Source organism: Methanolobus sp., assembly GCF_016278365.1.
GTDB lineage: Archaea > Halobacteriota > Methanosarcinia > Methanosarcinales > Methanosarcinaceae > Methanolobus.
The window spans coordinates 173530-189749 of the sequence record NZ_JADQBZ010000011.1; the positions used below are offsets into that span (position 1 = coordinate 173530).

The following is a 16220-nucleotide window of genomic DNA, read 5'->3' on the forward strand; positions in this document are numbered from 1 at the left end:
TTGAAAGATTAATTATGAGATCACCTTAGTAATACGTGCTACTTTTTCAGCGGCTGCGGGTGTCAGGCCCGTTCCGAGTATCGTATATCTTTCCGGGCGGATAGTATGTGCAACAAGAAGCGCCTCTAATATATACCTATCTTCAATACCCAGCTCTTCGGCCGTCGTGGGAGCACCTATTACTTCAAGGCACTCTTTTATTTTACTCCATTCTCCTCCATGCAGATACATCATCATGATAGTTCCCACACCACACTGCTCGCCGTGAAGCGCATGATGCGGAGAGACCATATCCAGAGCATGGCTGAACATGTGTTCTGAACCGGAAGCCGGTCTTGACGAGCCTGCAATGCTCATGGCAACACCACTGGATACAAGGGCCTTGACAACCATCCTTACAGAGCTCTCAAGATCAGGTTTAATGGAATCAGCCGAATCGATCAGAATCTTTGCAGTCATCCGGGACAGAGCCGCAGCATATTCACTGAAGGGTTCATTTGTCAGACGATAGGCAAGCTCCCAGTCCCTGACAGCGGTATAATTAGAGATGATGTCACCACAACCTGCTGCAAGCAGGCGGTATGGAGCTTTTGATATGATCGCTGTGTCAGCTATCACAGCCATAGGGGCATTTGCCTCTATCGAGCTTGCCTTCCCGTTGCAGCGAATAGAGGCCCTCGAGGAAACAATACCATCATGTGATGCAGCCGTTGGAACACTCATAAAAGGGACATCCAGCTGTGTGGCGGCAAGCTTTGCAACATCGATGGATTTACCGCTGCCAACACCGATCAGATATGAAGAGTTGTGCTCAAAAGCCTCTTTTTTAACTTTTTCTACTTCGACCATAGAGGCTTCCGCTGACACTACTACCCTGGCATCCTGCCCGCAGTCGTTCAGCAGATCGCAGACTATATCTCCGGCTATCTTCCTGGTATTACTGCCTGTGACAATAACAGGGTCTTTGCCAAGTTTAAGATCTTTGCAAACATCTGTTATATCATAGATGACGTCGTGACCTATCAGCACGTCCCTGGGTAGCTGCATCCACTTTTTCATTCCATCTTGCATGGGGATCAATTCTATACCTGCTGGTTTGAGTAGTATATTTAATTAATATCTTACTATATATTGCCTTTAGAGAGGATCGCCCTTATATAAAAACTACTGTCAATGGGATTTTCCCCATAAACTATTAAACATTTGTTGTATTAGGATATTCCTATATTACATTACTGCTGTGATCACAAATGGTTCCAATTATAGACAAAATCAGCCAGCTAATAAACGAATATTACATAGACCCGATATTGCACGATAGTGGTTACAATATAGTTAACACTGTTACATGGGCAATCATATTAGGGATATGTATATTTGGCATAGTAAAATTACTAAGGAAGATGGATGTCAGTATCAGTGACAGGCTTACAGCCGCAGTGATTCCTTTCATACTCGCAGGTTCATCGCTCAGGGTTATAGAAGATACCGGCATGCTTGAACCTCCTGTCAGTTACCTGTTCATAACCCCGAATATCTATTTTTTGGTTTTCTTTATAACAGTGATCTTCCTCATCCTTGCAAAACTGGTGAGCAGATCAATGGACAAAGACTTTGAGGTAGTATTTGCACTCTTTGGGTGTGCATGGTTTATTACTAACATAGCCTACCTGCTTCACCTGGAAGATATTGCTCTTCCATGGGTACCGATATTTGTTATCGTTTCTGCAAGCGCACTGCTTTACGTACTCTATCTGGCATTCGACCGGGCAGGCTCTGATATACTCAAAAATAAACTAAACCTCTCCATACTGGGAGTGCATTTGCTGGACGCTTCATCCACTTTTGCAGGTGTCGATTTCCTAGGATACTACGAAAAACACGTAGTGCCTGCATTTCTCATCGACCTGACAGGTACAGCCCTGGTGATGTATCCACTAAAACTTTTAATCTTCCTGCCAGTAATATACATACTTGATACCCAGTTCAATGAAGACGAAGAATCAAAGACCCTGAAAACGTTCCTTAAACTGGTAATAATCATGTTGGGACTGGCACCTGCTGTCAGGAACACGATCCGGATGATGTTGGGAGTGTAAGACATTATGATTAATGTGGAAAGAAGAGAGAACCTGAGGGCATACCTTACTGCCCTCAAGCCATATATCGTGCTCAGCACGATAGTTTTTGTCCTGTCTATAGCAGTGGGTTATATTACATACGGAATTTACCCAGAATATGCCATGCAATCCATATCGGGGCTTGAGGAACTTGTAGAAATGCTGGAAGGCCTCTCACCCCTGGAGATTATGCTGCTGATCTTTATCAATAACACCATAGCAATGTTCATTGCAATATTGTTTGGTACAGTATTGGGTATAGTACCTCTGCTGGTCCTGGTTCTAAACGGATTCATAATAGGTACGATCGTCCGCTTGTTGCTTGTTGAGAACGGCCTTGCATTTATTGTTTCCGGGCTTGTCCCTCACGGTATAATAGAGATACCCCTCCTGCTGCTTTCCACTTCGATCGGGATGAGGATTGGTTATGAGGTTTTGCTGGCTCTTGCCGGAAAGCCTTCAGGTATAAAAAATGAATTCATAAAAGGAATGAAATTCTTCTTCTACTGGATGGTGCCCCTCATATTCATCGCTGCGCTCATCGAGACGTTCATCACGCCCGTGATAATGTACCTGGTTGCAGGTACATAAGGACATCATAAGGTTAATGGTGACTGGCTGACAATATATGTAATTGATAATGTAAACAGATTTATTAATGACTAGAACATTTGCGGAGAAAACCGAGGCTAAACATGATCAACAGGAAAGATATCATAGAGATAATCGAAGGTTATGATACTGACAACATAAAGATAGGCTCTGTTGCCTCACATTCTGCACTGGATATCTTTGACGGTGCTATAGAAGAGGGCTTCAGGACCTTTGCAGTCTGCCAGCAGGGACGTGACAAGACATATACGGAATACTTCAGGTCCCAGAGAGATATTGAAGGAAATGTAGTTAGGGGAATCGTGGATGAATCAATATGTCTGAAGAAGTTCAATGAGGTTATAAGTCCCGAGAACCAGAAGAAACTGGTCGATAACAACGTCCTTTTCATTCCAAACCGCTCATTCACGTCCTACTGCGGCATCGATGATATAGAGAACGAGTTCCGTGTTCCTCTTGTGGGCAGCAGGAACATGCTCAGGAGCGAGGAGAGAGGCATCGAGAGAGATTACTATTGGCTACTTGAGAAGGCAGGGCTGCCATTTCCGGAAAGAATAGAGGACCCGCAGGATATCGATGAGCTTGTGATGGTCAAACTACCCCATGCTGTCAAAAAACTGGAGAGAGGGTTTTTCACAGCCGGTACATACGAGCAGTACCTCGAGAAGTCGCAGGCTCTTCTGAAACAGGGAGTCATTACTCTGGAAGCTCTTGAGCATGCAAGGATAGAGAGATACATAATCGGGCCGGTATTCAATCTGGATATGTTCTATTCACCCCTTGAGTCAGAGATGAGCAAGACCGAACTTTTGGGGGTTGACTGGAGGTTTGAGACCAGCCTCGACGGGCACGTGAGGCTACCGGCACCGCAGCAGATGTCACTTGCAACACACCAGCTCACTCCTGAATACACTGTATGCGGTCACAACTCAGCAACACTCAGGGAGTCACTTCTTGAGGAAGCATTTTCCCTGGCAGAGAAATACATAGAGGCCGCCAGAAAATATTATGACCCGGGAGTAATAGGCCCGTTCTGTCTGCAGACCTGCGTTGACAAGGATCTTAACTTCTACATCTATGATGTAGCTCCAAGAGTCGGAGGCGGTACCAATGTACATATGTCGGTGGGGCATCCCTACGGTAACACCACCTGGCGCAAGCCAATGAGCACTGGAAGACGCATGGCTTTTGAAATAAGAAAGGCCATCGAGACAGGCCAGCTGGACAAAATCATAACCTGAGCAGGACACTCAGGTTGATTCTTTTTTGCATCTGCAGGAGCCTGATGTGACTGGACTTACATAATAGTCATCCCTTAGTTATAGCCCAGTATCATCATGAAAGGTATGGAGAACAAAAAACCATAATATGGAACAGTTTTTATATATGTAAATATATTATATTCTAATAATGCACATCAAAAGGATACCGACCGGAATCGCAGAACTGGACCAGATACTGGAAGGAGGATATCCTGCAGGCCACGGCCTCCTTGTCAGAGGACCCCCGGGGGCGGGAAAGACCATACTTGCCACGCACTTCCTTCACAGGTCATGCAGAGACGGAAAAAGATGCATGCTTATGCTCACACATGTCAATGTGGAAAGTTTCCTGGAACAGGCGGAGAACATTGGCTTTGATTTCAGGAAATGCATAGAAAATGGAAAACTCCTGATAACAAAATCCTTTGAGATCAGGACAAATAAAATACACAATGCTTCCAGACTTGGGAGTGGCATTGGTTTCCTGGAAAAGGACAGTGTGGAAAGCGTACTGGAAATACCTGATGATGTGGAGGTAGTAGTAATTGACAATCTGGATATGCTATCCCTCTATCACAGTGTAGAGGAGTTTGCGGACAAGTTCTTCACGATCAATGACATCCTGTCAAATAAAAAGTGCACCAGTCTTTTTCTGATAGGTCAGGATGAATCAGGGGAAAAAGATAGCATTGCCGAACATATCGTATTTGGAAGCATCAATATGTATGTCAACAGGGACGAAAGAACAGGTAAGGGCTTAAGGCAACTGTATATACCAAAGATGCGCTGCACGAATATAGCTCTTGAACCCATGAGCTTCAGGATAACACCTATGGGAATTAAGATAGAGAAGATATTCCAGAGAGATGAAGTCCTCCGCGGCATTCTTGATATCACAGTATGAAGTTGTGTCACCCCTTACCGGATCTTGAATTGAGGCAGCATATGTTTAACAGGGCCTTCCGAATACCGGATAATTATTCATTCATGCACAGCAAGTTATATACATGATAAAAATAATAGGGAGAAAGACTCCACGACCTTGGATAGGAATATATGCATTTTAAAAATGGTAGAAATCATTTAAATACCATAAATGAAATGATACCACAAACTTAAATTATAATCGATCAAATCGTCCGTGATTTTATACTTATAAACTTTATACCCAACCGGGAGGGAATTTAAAAATTGAGTCAGCCTAGTGTTAATATCGGCATGGTGGGTCATGTCGACCATGGAAAAACCACGCTTGTGAGTGCACTGTCCGGCATATGGACAGACACGCACAGTGAAGAGATGAAACGCGGCATATCCATCCGTCTGGGATATGCAGATACCACATTCCGGAAATGTCCTAACTGCCCCGAACCTCAGTGCTATACAGTTTCAGACAAGTGCGAGGGATGCGGTGAGGCATCCGAAGAACTAAGGACTGTTTCCTTTGTTGATGCACCAGGACACGAAACATTGATGGCAACGATGCTTTCTGGAGCTGCCATTATGGATGGTGCGATACTTGTCATAGCAGCCAACGAGACCTGCCCCCAGCCTCAGACAAAGGAGCATCTCATGGCACTGAACATTATCGGTATCAAGAACCTGGTAATCGTGCAGAACAAGATTGATCTGGTCTCAAGAGAAAAAATGGTGGAACACTACCACCAGATCAAGGAGTTCGTGAAGGGTACAGTGGCTGAAAACGCACCCGTTGTCCCCATATCAGCACAGCAGAACACCAATATTGATGCCCTGATCCAGGCAATGGAAGAGATGATCCCGACACCTGTCCACAAACTTGACAAGCCCACACATATGCTTATTGCAAGATCATTTGACATCAATAAGCCCGGAACTGCCATCAGTGGCATCACAGGAGGAGTTATAGGTGGCACTCTTACAGAAGGAGTCCTGCATCCTGGCGATGAACTGGAAATATGCCCGGGCATCAAGATCGAAAGTGAAGGAACTACCAGATGGAAGCCAGTCAGGACTAAAATAACAAGGATAGTGGCAGGGAAGGAAACAGTTAAAGAAGCAACCCCCGGAGGACTGCTTGCAGTAGGGACCAGTCTTGATCCTACATTAACCAAGAGCGATTCCCTTACAGGGCAGGTTGCAGGAATACCGGGGACCTTGCCTCCAACACATGATTCTTTCACACTTGACTTACACCTTCTGGACAGGGTAGTAGGGGTCACTGATGAGGAGAAAATAGGCCCGATCAAGACAAGCGAGCCCCTGATGCTCAATGTGGGCACAGCAACCACAGTAGGAACTGTGACAAGTGCAAGGAAGGATATCGCAGAGGTTAAGTTGAAAAGGCCAGTTTGCGCCGAGATCGGAGCAACGGTGGCTATCAGCAGGCGGGTTGGCTCCCGCTGGCGCCTTATCGGTGTAGGAGTAATCAAGGGTTGAAAGTCATTATCGACACCAACGGCCTGATGATACCTGTCCAGTTCAAAGTTGATATATTCGAGGAACTCAAAAGACTGGGATACGACAGGTTCATTGTGCCGCTTGCTGTGGTAAAAGAACTCGAGAGCCTTGGGAAGAAACTCCGTGGAAAAGACAGGATTGCAGCAAAGATCGCACTTTCACTTTCACAGAGATGCGAAATTATAGATGTTTCCGGCCATGCCGATGATGTCATTATCGGGCTTGCAATGGAACTTAGCGCAGCAGTGCTGACAAATGATATCGGATTAAAGAAAAGGCTGGAAAGTGAACATATCCCCATTATATGCCTGCGCCAGAAGAACAGGCTTGGCAATATCACGGATGATATATAGGTTCAGTTAAGATAATCAGAATATAAATATGACAATCATACAGGATTTTCGGAGTTAATCACATGTACAAAAAGATGAGGCTCGCGGACACTATTCGTGTGGCTCCTAACCTTCTGGGTGGAGACGTAAGGGCAAATGTGAAGAGTGCCTTAAGAGACAAGCTCGAAGGCAGAATTGATAAAGCGCTAGGTGCCATTGTAGCTATCACTGAGATTGATGCTATCGGAGAAGGACACATCCTTGTTGGTGATGGAGCCGTCTATTATGATGCTACATTTGATGCGATAGTGTTCGTTCCTGTCATCCAGGAAGTCATCGAGGGTGAAGTTGTTGAGACTGTTGACTTTGGTGCATTCATAAGTATTGGTGCAATGGACGGGCTTTTACATGTGAGCCAGATAACTGATGACTTTATGTCCTACGATGGCAAGAATGGAAGGCTAATCAGCAAGGGCGGCGGAAGGTCGCTTGGAGAAGGCGACAAGGTCAGGGCACGTGTCGTTGCAGTCAGTATCAACGAAAGAGAACCAAGGGAAAGTAAAATAGGTCTTACTATGAGACAGCATTCCCTCGGTAAAATGGAATGGCTGGAAGAAGATAAGAAACCCAGCGCAGAGAAGGCACAATAATTTGGAGGGATGGAGATGGGTGAACAGGTTTGCCGTGAATGCCATCGTATATTAACAAGCCAGACATGCCCCATATGTGGATCCAGCAACCTCAGCTCGGACTGGAGTGGCATGGTCGTTATCATAGATCCCGAGCGTTCAGAGATTGCAAAGAAGATAGATGTCAAGGTAGCAGACAAGTATGCATTGAAGGTGCGCTGATTGGGTGTGCAGATAAGTTTGCCTGAATCTGTCAGGCCTCTTTTTCGCAGACTGTTTGGCACATTGTACACAGGCACTGGTGATGACACCATCAGAAAACTATCCAAGGACCTGGATAGTCCCACAAAACTTATATCCGTAGGTGATGTTACTACATTCCACTTGCTCAGTTCAGATATCATACCGGACATCCTTATAGTGGATGACCGGACAAAACGCGGACCGGCTTCTGACCGGGTCGTGGTGGGCACAAAGCATAAAGGCTTCAGAGAAATATCCGTTGATAATCCGGCCGGGGTGATAACCGGGGATTTGATAGACGCTGTGGGTGATGCAATTGCATCGAACTGCCGTGTGAGGATATTTGTGCGCGGCGAAGAAGACCTTGCAGCTGTACCCGCCATGCTGATGGCTCCCGAAGGTTCAGCAGTGTTGTACGGACAACCTGACCAGGGAGTTGTACTTGTACAAATCACAGAATCAAAAAAAGAAGAAATCAGGGACCTGTTAACAAAGATCATTGAAGCACAGGGCCATAATGAAGATACGGAAATCATTTGGAGGAAATTAGATGGACATAAAGATCATGAAGGATAACACCAACGCACTCCTTAACAGGCGTGAGATTGACTTCAGCATTAACTATGAAGGACCAACTCCTGCAAGAAGTGTTGTCAGAGGAAAGATAGCAGCTATGCTGAACGTACCTCTTGAACTGGTAGTCGTCCACAAGATGGGTAACGAGTTCGGCAGACAGGCACTTGAAGCATATGTAAAGATATATGAGAGTGCAGAGCGCATGAAACAGATCGAGAAAAACTATATACTGGAAAGGAACACAGTTCCTGAACCGGAAGTAAAAGAAGAATAATTTCCAAAGGTGAAATAATGGCTGCAAAAGATTACTACAAGGTCAGTGGCGATTCCATTGAGAGGGCAAACCAGATCTGCCCCCGCTGTGGAGAGGGTGTATTCCTGGCTGAACACAAGGACAGACGTTCCTGTGGTAAGTGCGCATACACTGAGTTCAAGAAATAATTATATTCAATCTATTTTTAATCACGGCCACAAGTTGTGATTTTATTCCTACTTTTTTTGTTTTGGCTTTTCAATGCATACTTTTAATCTTGTCATGCCTACTTGCCCGAAGATTTATAACAGCAGATAAGAATTATTATAAAAGTATACCCCATAATGAAAATAGCATTGACTTTATATTTATACTTACTAGTGCAGTAAAGATACTATAGTTTAGCAGTACCGATTAGTAAGATTAAAATACATGGTAAGTATTACCTAAAATGCAAACATTTGGATCAGTTATAGCAATTAACATGTGTTAACTAAAATATACATATTGGCACCTTAAGCTATATATAGAAATCAAATGTCAAGATTGGGTTATTGTCTTTATAAACAGTTGGTGATTCAAAATGGATACTATTTATGCTGCAGTTGTAGGCATTCTTATCGCCATATTCATCTTTGGGCTGAAAACAGGAGTAGGGTGTGGATTTTCGAGTATACGGAAACGGGATGTGCTCATCCTGGCCACAGGTTACTTTGTCATATCAGTTATCCTTGGAAGTCTTGTAGGATTGGTGGATGAGTCGTATCTGGAGGGAATAGCAGGTCTTGGAATGACCCTGCACGTCCTTATTGCGCTCATCCTTATCGCGGTCGGGATATATACTCAGAAAAAATGGATCTGCGGGCATGATGTCTCAAAAAAGACATTCCTTGTTATCTCGGTACCATGCCCTGTCTGCCTGACAGCCCTTTTTGTGTCCTGCATGCTCCTTGCCTCAAGCCTTGAGATAAGCGGATGGAAGGTCGGTGTCATAGTAGGCATCGTTTTCTTCCTGTCAGTGGTATCATCCACATGGGTCTTCAAGAGTATGAGAAAAACACCTGAAGACCTTGGGACAGCTATGATGTTCCTTGGTATATTCTACCTGATGGGAGCCATGATAGTTCCTGCCTATATAAAGGCAAAACAGTTGAATATTTCAACCATCGAAGGCGGAGGCCTGGATATCGTTCCGCTGGTAGTGATATCGTTATTTATACTTGGCGGATTTGCTTTTAATTATATGAGAGGTCAATAAAAATGGATACAACTTCTTCATTGTTCGGTATTTTGTACACTTTTTCAGCTTCACTGCTGTACCCCGTAATAATAATCCTGCTGGGAATGGTAGTCCACTCCCTTATTCTCATCGGAGAGTTCCTTTCGGAATACGCAAGGCGTCATCGTGATGTAAAGAACCTGCAGGACTGTTGCCATGATATAAAAGAACATATGAATAAGGCTGCTTTTGGGAAAGCTGCAATTTCCCTGCGTAACATCAAACAGAACTTCATGGTAACAGGCTTTGCAAAAGCTGCTGCAGAACATCTTGAAAAGAGCACCGTTGCTTCTATAGAATGGCTTTCCCAGGACTATGAGATAATGATGGCAAAAAGGCTTGAGCAGACAAGGATCGTCGCGACGATCGCTCCGATGCTCGGCCTGATGGGAACACTGATACCGTTGGGACCTGCACTAATAGGACTTTCCCAGGGCAATATCGAACAACTTGCAAACAACCTCATGATAGCATTTGCAACAACGGTTGTAGGACTTTTCGCAGGCACCATTGCCTATGTGCTCACCCAGGTGAGGAAAAGATGGTACTGGCAGGATATGGCTGACATCGATTATATCCTGGATACGCTGGAGATGCAGGAATGAGAAGGCGAAGATACAGACGAACAGGGCTCATCACCAACGAGGATGAGCAAAACCCGCTCACAGGGGTTGCCAATCTCTTCGATATTGCAATGGTATTCTCAGTTGCACTCCTGGTAGCACTGGTAATGTCCTACAACATACCGGAATTATTAACTGACGAGGACATAACCATCGTGAAGAACCCCGGACAGAAAGACATGCAGATCATCATGAAAGAACAAGGCAAACCTATCGAGATAATGAATATGACAGACCAGATCGGAGGAGGAACCGGAGAGGCCCTTGGTACGGCTTACAAACTTGCTGACGGAAGAGTGGTCTATGTGCCGGAGGAGGAAAACATGACTTCAACATAATTTTTTTTGCCTTACTGGACAAGTTAGGTTGTTTTAACACAACTATAATTTATAAAAATAACTTGTGAATAATAAGAATGGAAAACACGTGAAAGCATTTCGGTACCGCCTGCAAGCAAAGTGACCGAAATGCCTGGCACGCTATCGGGTGATAACATGCAAGTAAAAAGTATAGTGGTATTGTTATTAAGTTTGTTGTTGCTGGCATCGCTGGCAGCACCTGTATCGGCAGATGAATTGAAGTTTGTTACCAATACGACAAGCAATGAGAACGGGGAGTTTATTCTAACAGATATTCCCAATGGGAATTATACACTTTCTGGAATAATATGGAGCACGGCAATGAGCGGTATGTGGCTCACAAACGCACAAGAGATAGCGGTTGAGAACGGGCAGCCTGTAGAGAATATAGTCATGGAGATGAGAAAGAATACAAGCATTGACCATGATGCCATTCTGAGCATGCTGAACAGAACCACAATATCCGGAATCACAGTTGACAAAAACAGAGCCATTAAGCCTGAAACACAACTTATTCTTACTGATGAGAACGGGAGATTCATCCTCAATGCAACCAGCGATGAGAACGGGGAGTTCATTCTGGAAAATATCACAAACGGTGAATACACACTCTCTGGAATAATATGGAGCACAGCAATGAGTGGTATGTGGTTAACAAATGTGCAAGAGATTACTGTTAAGAACGGACAACTTGTCGAGGATATAGTCATGGAGATGAGAAAGAACACCAGCATTGACCATGTTGCCATACTAAGCATGCTGAACAGGACCACGATATCCGGAGCCACAGTTGACAAGAATGGAGTCATCAAGCCTGAAACACAGGTTCTTCTTACCGACGAGGAAGGTCATTTTGTCTTCTCTGCAACAAGCGATGCTAACGGAGAGTTCATCTTGGAAAATATCATGGATGGTGAATACACACTCTCAGGAATAATATGGAGCACTGCGATGAACGGCATGTGGCTCACAAATGTGCAGGAGATCACAGTTGAGAATGGGCAGCCTGTTGAGAACATAGTTATGGAGATGAGAAAAAATACCGGTATTGACCATGATGCGATACTGAGCATGCTGGACAGGACCACAATATCCGGAACTACAGTTGACAAGAATGGAGCAATTAAACCGGGGACTCAACTCGTACTGATGAAGAAAGTCAAGTCCTCTGACAGTATCCCTTCAAATAATGCAACTTATCTGAAGGTAGCAATCGTAACCGGCTACTCCTCATATGATAACGAACTTGCTGCTTCCATAGAAAGGATCAATGCCAACACAGGCCTCAATATTACATCCAGTTATTATATCACTACCAAACTGCCGGATGACATAGACTTGAGCCAGATGGATATGATTTACATCGTGATGGTCACACAGAGTGCACCAAAGCTTCAGGAAACTATACAGCAGGCAATTGATAACGGGGCACTTGTCATAGGCTCCAACACATATCTCCCTGAAAGCACCTATGAAGTTCCTTCGGATTTTGCGGACCTGATCGTATTCAAGAAGTACCTTTCACAATACTGGTCAGGGGGAGCTGCGGATGACGAGAACTTCGATAATCTCATATTCTATCTGGCAAAGGAATACTACGATCGCACAGATCTTATAGTAAAAGAACCTACCGGCCTGGAAGGCGCAATATATCATCCTGCAATGACGGCAACTCCCATAGAGTACTTTACAGCCGATACACAGGAATATTTCAACTGGTATGCAATCAGGACTAACGGACATGCCTTTGATGAAAATGCACCGACTGTCGGGATCACGTTCTATAAGTCATACTATCCGGATGATATGGAGCCTGTCGACAAGCTCATAGAAGGGTTTGAGGCAAAAGGTGTCAATGTAATTGCCTGTTACGGAAATGCAGATCATTCTCTTGATGGATACCTGAACTACAGCAGCCAGACAAAGGTCGATGCTGTTGTTTCCTATCACTACAGAGGGAATTACTTTGATATAAAGGGCCTTGGGGTCCCTGTCATAAATGCCGTCCTCAACGGGTACATGAACACCAGCCAATGGATAGAAACAAGCACTCCTTTGCCTGTTACAAATATGCTGAGGATTTACGGGCCTGAAGCTGAAGGGATGATAGACCCCATTATGATAGGAGCAAAGGAAACAATTCTGGTGAACAACAGCACTGTGGAAAAGTACCTAGTCCATGAAGGACAGGCCCAGTGGCTCGTTGACCGCACCATCGCACAGGCAAATCTTGGCATCAAGGATGAAGCTGACAAGAAGGTTGCCATCATCTACTACAACCATGGAGGCGGCAAAGATAACATCGGAGCGTCATACCTTGAGGTTGCCCCGAGTATCGTGAATCTTCTGGAGGGAATGGCCGATGCAGGTTATGATGTGGACGGCAGCCTCATACCCAATAAGACAGAACTCGTGGACCTCATGGTTTACCAGGGGAGGAACGTAGGCACATGGGCACCGGGAGAACTTGATGCTCTTGTTAGGACAGGAAAAGTTGTGCTGCTGCCCGAAAGCACCTACCAGGTGTGGTTTAATGAACTTCCCGAGAAGAGAAGGGAAGAGGTCATAGAAATGTGGGGAGAGGCTCCGGGAGAGATAATGGTCTACACCGATGGCAACGGCAAGCAGTTCATAGTCATCCCCACCATCAGCCTCAGCGAGAATGTAATCCTTGCTCCCCAGCCCTCACGCGGGTGGCTGGAGAACTACGATGCATTGTACCACGATACAGAATTACCCCCGCATCACCAATATATTGCATTTTACCTATGGCTGCAGCATGAGTTCGATGCTGACGTGATGGTCAACATGGGGAGGCACGGTACCGTAGAATGGCTGCCCGGGAAGGATTTCTGCCTGCTCAGTGATGAATGGCCCGGACTTATGGTTGGCGATATACCGGTCATATATCCTTATGTAATGGATGGCATGGGTGAAGGCATGCAGGCAAAGCGCCGGGGAAATGCTGTAATTATCGACCACATGATACCTCCGGTGATATCTGCAGGCCTTTATGGGAATTACAGCCTGCTTAGCAGTGAAATTACATCATACCAGACATCCGTTACAGAAGACGAATCGCTCAGGCAGGCACATTTACAGAAGATAGTCAACCTTACACTTGAACTGGGGCTTGACAGTCATGTTGACATGAGCCTTGCCCAGGATGAAGCAACTGTTGGTCTGTTCCTGGAAGAGCTTACTGATGTACTCTATGAGCTCAGGAGCCTGTCCATGCCATACGGCCTGCACATACTCGGAGAGGCGCCGGAAGGAGAGGCACTTGTCGGGATGGTCAACTCCATGCTGGGCAGCGGATTTGCAGAAAAGGTGGCCGTGTATAATGAATCAGATTCGGCATACTACGACCTGCTCTCAAAGGTGCTCCTGGAGGGAGAGAGTGTTACTGACGCACAGGTGCAGGTACTGGACACTACTTCCACAGATATCGAAGCCTACCTGAACACTGCGATCAATTACACAGAACTGCTCTCAGAAACTGAAAATGAGATCCAGCAGGTCCTGAAAGCCATGAACGGCGAGTTCATCAGGCCAAACCTGGGCGGCGACCCTGTGCTCCGCTCCGAGACACTTCCTTCGGGCAGCAACTTCTACGCTTTTGACGAACAGCTCATTCCCACAAAGCAGGCGTGGCTGGAAGGAAAGGCACTTGTTGACCAATGGCTTGCAGAATATTATGCTGAGCACGGCGAGTATCCTACAAAAGTGGGATATATACTCTGGGCAGGAGAATCCACACGCCACCAGGGTATAATGGAGTCACAGATTCTTTATCTACTCGGTGTGGAGCCGGTCTGGAACGACAATAACGGCAAGGTAGAGGATGTCAAGATTATAGATTCCGCCGATCTTGGAAGACCTCGTATTGATGTAATCGTACAGATATCCGGCCTGTACCGGGACACTTTCCCGATGAAGGTGCAACTGATAGACAAGGCTGTAAGGCTTGCCTATGAGAATCGAGAGACCGATGTATATGATAACTATGTGGCCTTGAACACAGATACATTACAGGAGGTTCTGAACGAGACTATACAGGACGAGAACCTCTCATTGAATGTCTCACTGTTCAGGATATTCGGCCCTGCCGACGGGAACTATGGAACCGGCATGGCAAATGCAGTATCTGCCAGCGACACATGGGAAGATAACGATGCATTGGCACAACTGTATATCAACAGGATGAGCTATGTCTACGGCCAGAACATCTGGGGACAGAGCATATCCGAGTACATCAGGCAACAGACAGGCCTGACGATCGATATAGATAATAAGGTTGTCTTTGAGAATAACCTGAACGGGACACAGGCCATATTCCATAGCAGAAGTTCCAACACATATGGTTCACTCGATACAGATGATTTCTACCAGTATCTGGGAGGACTCTACAATGCTATTGAATATCTATCTGGCACCGCACCAGATGCTTATGTCGTGAACCTGCAGAATATGGGAGACCTGAAAGTGGAAACACTCCAAACCTATCTTGCAAACGAAATTTATGCAAGGTACTTCAACCCCACATGGATTAACGGAATGCAGCAGCATGGGTTTGAGGGTGCCAGACAAATGGAAGAATTCCTTGAGAATCTCTGGGGTTGGGAAGCCCTTAACCCGGATCTCATCAGTGATGATGTATGGAACAGAGTGTATGAGAACTACTTTGCCAATGGCGAGCTCAGCGACTGGCTGAAGGAGAACAATCCCCATGCTTATCAGGCCATGGTAGCTCGGATGACCGAAACTGCCAGGAAGGGAAACTGGAACGCTTCAGATGAAGTTTTAAAAAGCCTTGTGGCCGAGCAAGTTAGGGCAGTCATTGATAGTGGCGCCACATGTTGCCACCATACTTGTGGCAATTTACTTAACCAGGCATTTGTAGACGGAATTGCACAGGCGCTTGTTGAAACCGGACAAATTAGCCAAAATGAACTTGACATGTACAAGAAGATCATGCAGGAAGCTACGACTGAAACGACACCTACGACTACAACAGAGAGACCATCCAGCTCATCTTCCAGCTCAAGCAGTATCGGAAAAGAGCTCAACATAGTAGAAACTGGCTCAGGCAACCAGACTTCCATGAGTGAAGCAGGAGCAGGTACTGATTTTGATAAGGATGTATCGATGAAGTCTCCTGTAAAGGACAACTACGTTGAAGGCTACGAGATGACAAGGGAAAGTGTCGCACAGCCGGATAACAGCGGCCCCTCATTCTCAGGCTCTGACATAATAGCTTCAGTGCTTGTGCTTGCCGGAGTCGGGGCAGTGTATGTGGGATTCTGGAAGAGGAGGAAAATGTAAAATACACAAAGGAAACATGTCAGCAGAGCCTGACATGTTCTTATTTTCGAGAGATTGAAGACTTACTTCAGATTTATCATTTGATGCATAGCCTTTAGCTTGGCTGTGTTATTTGTCTTTTTTACTTACGCCTATTATTGGTTATTCTTAGTAGGACCCATCTGAAAC

The 16220-nt window shown here is 45.3% G+C and carries 16 protein-coding genes; 15 read left to right on the forward strand and 1 reads right to left on the reverse strand.

Going from position 1 to position 16220, the window contains the following annotated elements; genetic code table 11:
- Positions 1-12: 12 nt before the first annotated feature.
- A complete protein-coding gene (locus QZZ22_RS12570) occupies positions 13-1071 on the reverse strand; it encodes an NAD(P)-dependent glycerol-1-phosphate dehydrogenase (RefSeq protein ID WP_292465579.1) in 1059 nt (352 codons plus the stop codon).
- A 179-nt stretch (positions 1072-1250) separates the two neighbouring features.
- Between QZZ22_RS12570 and QZZ22_RS12575 the strand changes: the two genes are divergently transcribed.
- The 15 genes from QZZ22_RS12575 (at position 1251) to cobN (ending at position 16052) form a co-directional block, all read left to right on the forward strand.
- Positions 1251-2099, forward strand: a complete 849-nt coding sequence (locus tag QZZ22_RS12575; protein ID WP_292465428.1) for a DUF63 family protein — start codon at positions 1251-1253, stop codon at positions 2097-2099.
- A gap of 6 nt (positions 2100-2105) precedes the next feature.
- A complete protein-coding gene (locus QZZ22_RS12580; RefSeq protein WP_292465430.1) occupies positions 2106-2711 on the forward strand; it encodes a stage II sporulation protein M in 606 nt (201 codons plus the stop codon).
- A gap of 104 nt (positions 2712-2815) precedes the next feature.
- Positions 2816-3973 carry a formate--phosphoribosylaminoimidazolecarboxamide ligase family protein gene (locus QZZ22_RS12585; RefSeq protein WP_292465432.1) on the forward strand — a complete coding sequence of 386 codons (1158 nt, stop codon included), beginning with the start codon at positions 2816-2818 and terminating at the stop codon, positions 3971-3973.
- 169 nt (positions 3974-4142) lie between these two features.
- Positions 4143-4898 (forward strand): RAD55 family ATPase, encoded by a 756-nt coding sequence (locus tag QZZ22_RS12590; protein ID WP_292465434.1) that lies wholly within the window; start codon positions 4143-4145, stop codon positions 4896-4898.
- 287 nt (positions 4899-5185) lie between these two features.
- A complete protein-coding gene (locus QZZ22_RS12595) occupies positions 5186-6412 on the forward strand; it encodes a translation initiation factor IF-2 subunit gamma (protein WP_292465436.1) in 1227 nt (408 codons plus the stop codon).
- On the forward strand, positions 6409-6786 hold the full coding sequence (locus tag QZZ22_RS12600) for a DNA-binding protein (protein ID WP_292465437.1): 378 nt from the start codon (positions 6409-6411) through the stop codon (positions 6784-6786). The genes QZZ22_RS12595 and QZZ22_RS12600 overlap by 4 nt, the downstream gene beginning before the upstream one ends.
- A gap of 62 nt (positions 6787-6848) precedes the next feature.
- A complete protein-coding gene (locus QZZ22_RS12605; protein ID WP_292465440.1) occupies positions 6849-7415 on the forward strand; it encodes a DNA-directed RNA polymerase in 567 nt (188 codons plus the stop codon).
- Positions 7416-7430: 15 nt separating this feature from the next.
- On the forward strand, positions 7431-7616 hold the full coding sequence (spt4, locus tag QZZ22_RS12610) for a transcription elongation factor subunit Spt4 (protein ID WP_292465442.1): 186 nt from the start codon (positions 7431-7433) through the stop codon (positions 7614-7616).
- Positions 7617-8213, forward strand: coding sequence for a GTP-dependent dephospho-CoA kinase family protein (locus tag QZZ22_RS12615; RefSeq protein WP_292465444.1), 597 nt, complete (start codon positions 7617-7619; stop codon positions 8211-8213).
- Complete coding sequence (locus tag QZZ22_RS12620; RefSeq protein WP_292465447.1) at positions 8188-8487, forward strand: 30S ribosomal protein S24e; 300 nt, start codon at positions 8188-8190, stop codon at positions 8485-8487. Before QZZ22_RS12615 ends, QZZ22_RS12620 begins: the two co-directional genes overlap by 26 nt.
- A 17-nt stretch (positions 8488-8504) precedes the next feature.
- Positions 8505-8654: a 30S ribosomal protein S27ae gene (locus tag QZZ22_RS12625; RefSeq protein WP_292465449.1), complete on the forward strand. Its 150-nt coding sequence runs from the start codon at positions 8505-8507 to the stop codon at positions 8652-8654.
- Between the two features lie 395 nt (positions 8655-9049).
- Positions 9050-9724 carry a DUF2162 domain-containing protein gene (locus QZZ22_RS12630; protein ID WP_292465451.1) on the forward strand — a complete coding sequence of 225 codons (675 nt, stop codon included), beginning with the start codon at positions 9050-9052 and terminating at the stop codon, positions 9722-9724.
- 2 nt (positions 9725-9726) lie between these two features.
- Positions 9727-10350, forward strand: a complete 624-nt coding sequence (locus QZZ22_RS12635; RefSeq protein WP_292465453.1) for a MotA/TolQ/ExbB proton channel family protein — start codon at positions 9727-9729, stop codon at positions 10348-10350.
- On the forward strand, positions 10347-10706 hold the full coding sequence (locus tag QZZ22_RS12640) for a DUF2149 domain-containing protein (protein WP_292465455.1): 360 nt from the start codon (positions 10347-10349) through the stop codon (positions 10704-10706). Before QZZ22_RS12635 ends, QZZ22_RS12640 begins: the two co-directional genes overlap by 4 nt.
- 156 nt (positions 10707-10862) lie before the next feature.
- Positions 10863-16052 (forward strand): cobaltochelatase subunit CobN, encoded by a 5190-nt coding sequence (cobN, locus tag QZZ22_RS12645; RefSeq protein ID WP_292465457.1) that lies wholly within the window; start codon positions 10863-10865, stop codon positions 16050-16052.
- Positions 16053-16220 lie beyond the last annotated feature (168 nt).

Bases quoted from the DNA above. Each gene is read 5' to 3' on its own strand.
- QZZ22_RS12570 (WP_292465579.1), bottom strand. From the start codon at position 1,071: ATGCAAGATGGAATGAAAAAGTGGATGCAGCTACCCAGGGACGTGCTG.
- QZZ22_RS12575 (WP_292465428.1), top strand. From the start codon at position 1,251: ATGGTTCCAATTATAGACAAAATCAGCCAGCTAATAAACGAATATTAC.
- QZZ22_RS12580 (WP_292465430.1), top strand. From the start codon at position 2,106: ATGATTAATGTGGAAAGAAGAGAGAACCTGAGGGCATACCTTACTGCC.
- QZZ22_RS12585 (WP_292465432.1), top strand. From the start codon at position 2,816: ATGATCAACAGGAAAGATATCATAGAGATAATCGAAGGTTATGATACT.
- QZZ22_RS12590 (WP_292465434.1), top strand. From the start codon at position 4,143: ATGCACATCAAAAGGATACCGACCGGAATCGCAGAACTGGACCAGATA.
- QZZ22_RS12605 (WP_292465440.1), top strand. From the start codon at position 6,849: ATGTACAAAAAGATGAGGCTCGCGGACACTATTCGTGTGGCTCCTAAC.
- spt4 (WP_292465442.1), top strand. From the start codon at position 7,431: ATGGGTGAACAGGTTTGCCGTGAATGCCATCGTATATTAACAAGCCAG.
- QZZ22_RS12620 (WP_292465447.1), top strand. From the start codon at position 8,188: ATGGACATAAAGATCATGAAGGATAACACCAACGCACTCCTTAACAGG.
- QZZ22_RS12625 (WP_292465449.1), top strand. From the start codon at position 8,505: ATGGCTGCAAAAGATTACTACAAGGTCAGTGGCGATTCCATTGAGAGG.
- QZZ22_RS12630 (WP_292465451.1), top strand. From the start codon at position 9,050: ATGGATACTATTTATGCTGCAGTTGTAGGCATTCTTATCGCCATATTC.
- QZZ22_RS12635 (WP_292465453.1), top strand. From the start codon at position 9,727: ATGGATACAACTTCTTCATTGTTCGGTATTTTGTACACTTTTTCAGCT.
- QZZ22_RS12640 (WP_292465455.1), top strand. From the start codon at position 10,347: ATGAGAAGGCGAAGATACAGACGAACAGGGCTCATCACCAACGAGGAT.
- cobN (WP_292465457.1), top strand. From the start codon at position 10,863: ATGCAAGTAAAAAGTATAGTGGTATTGTTATTAAGTTTGTTGTTGCTG.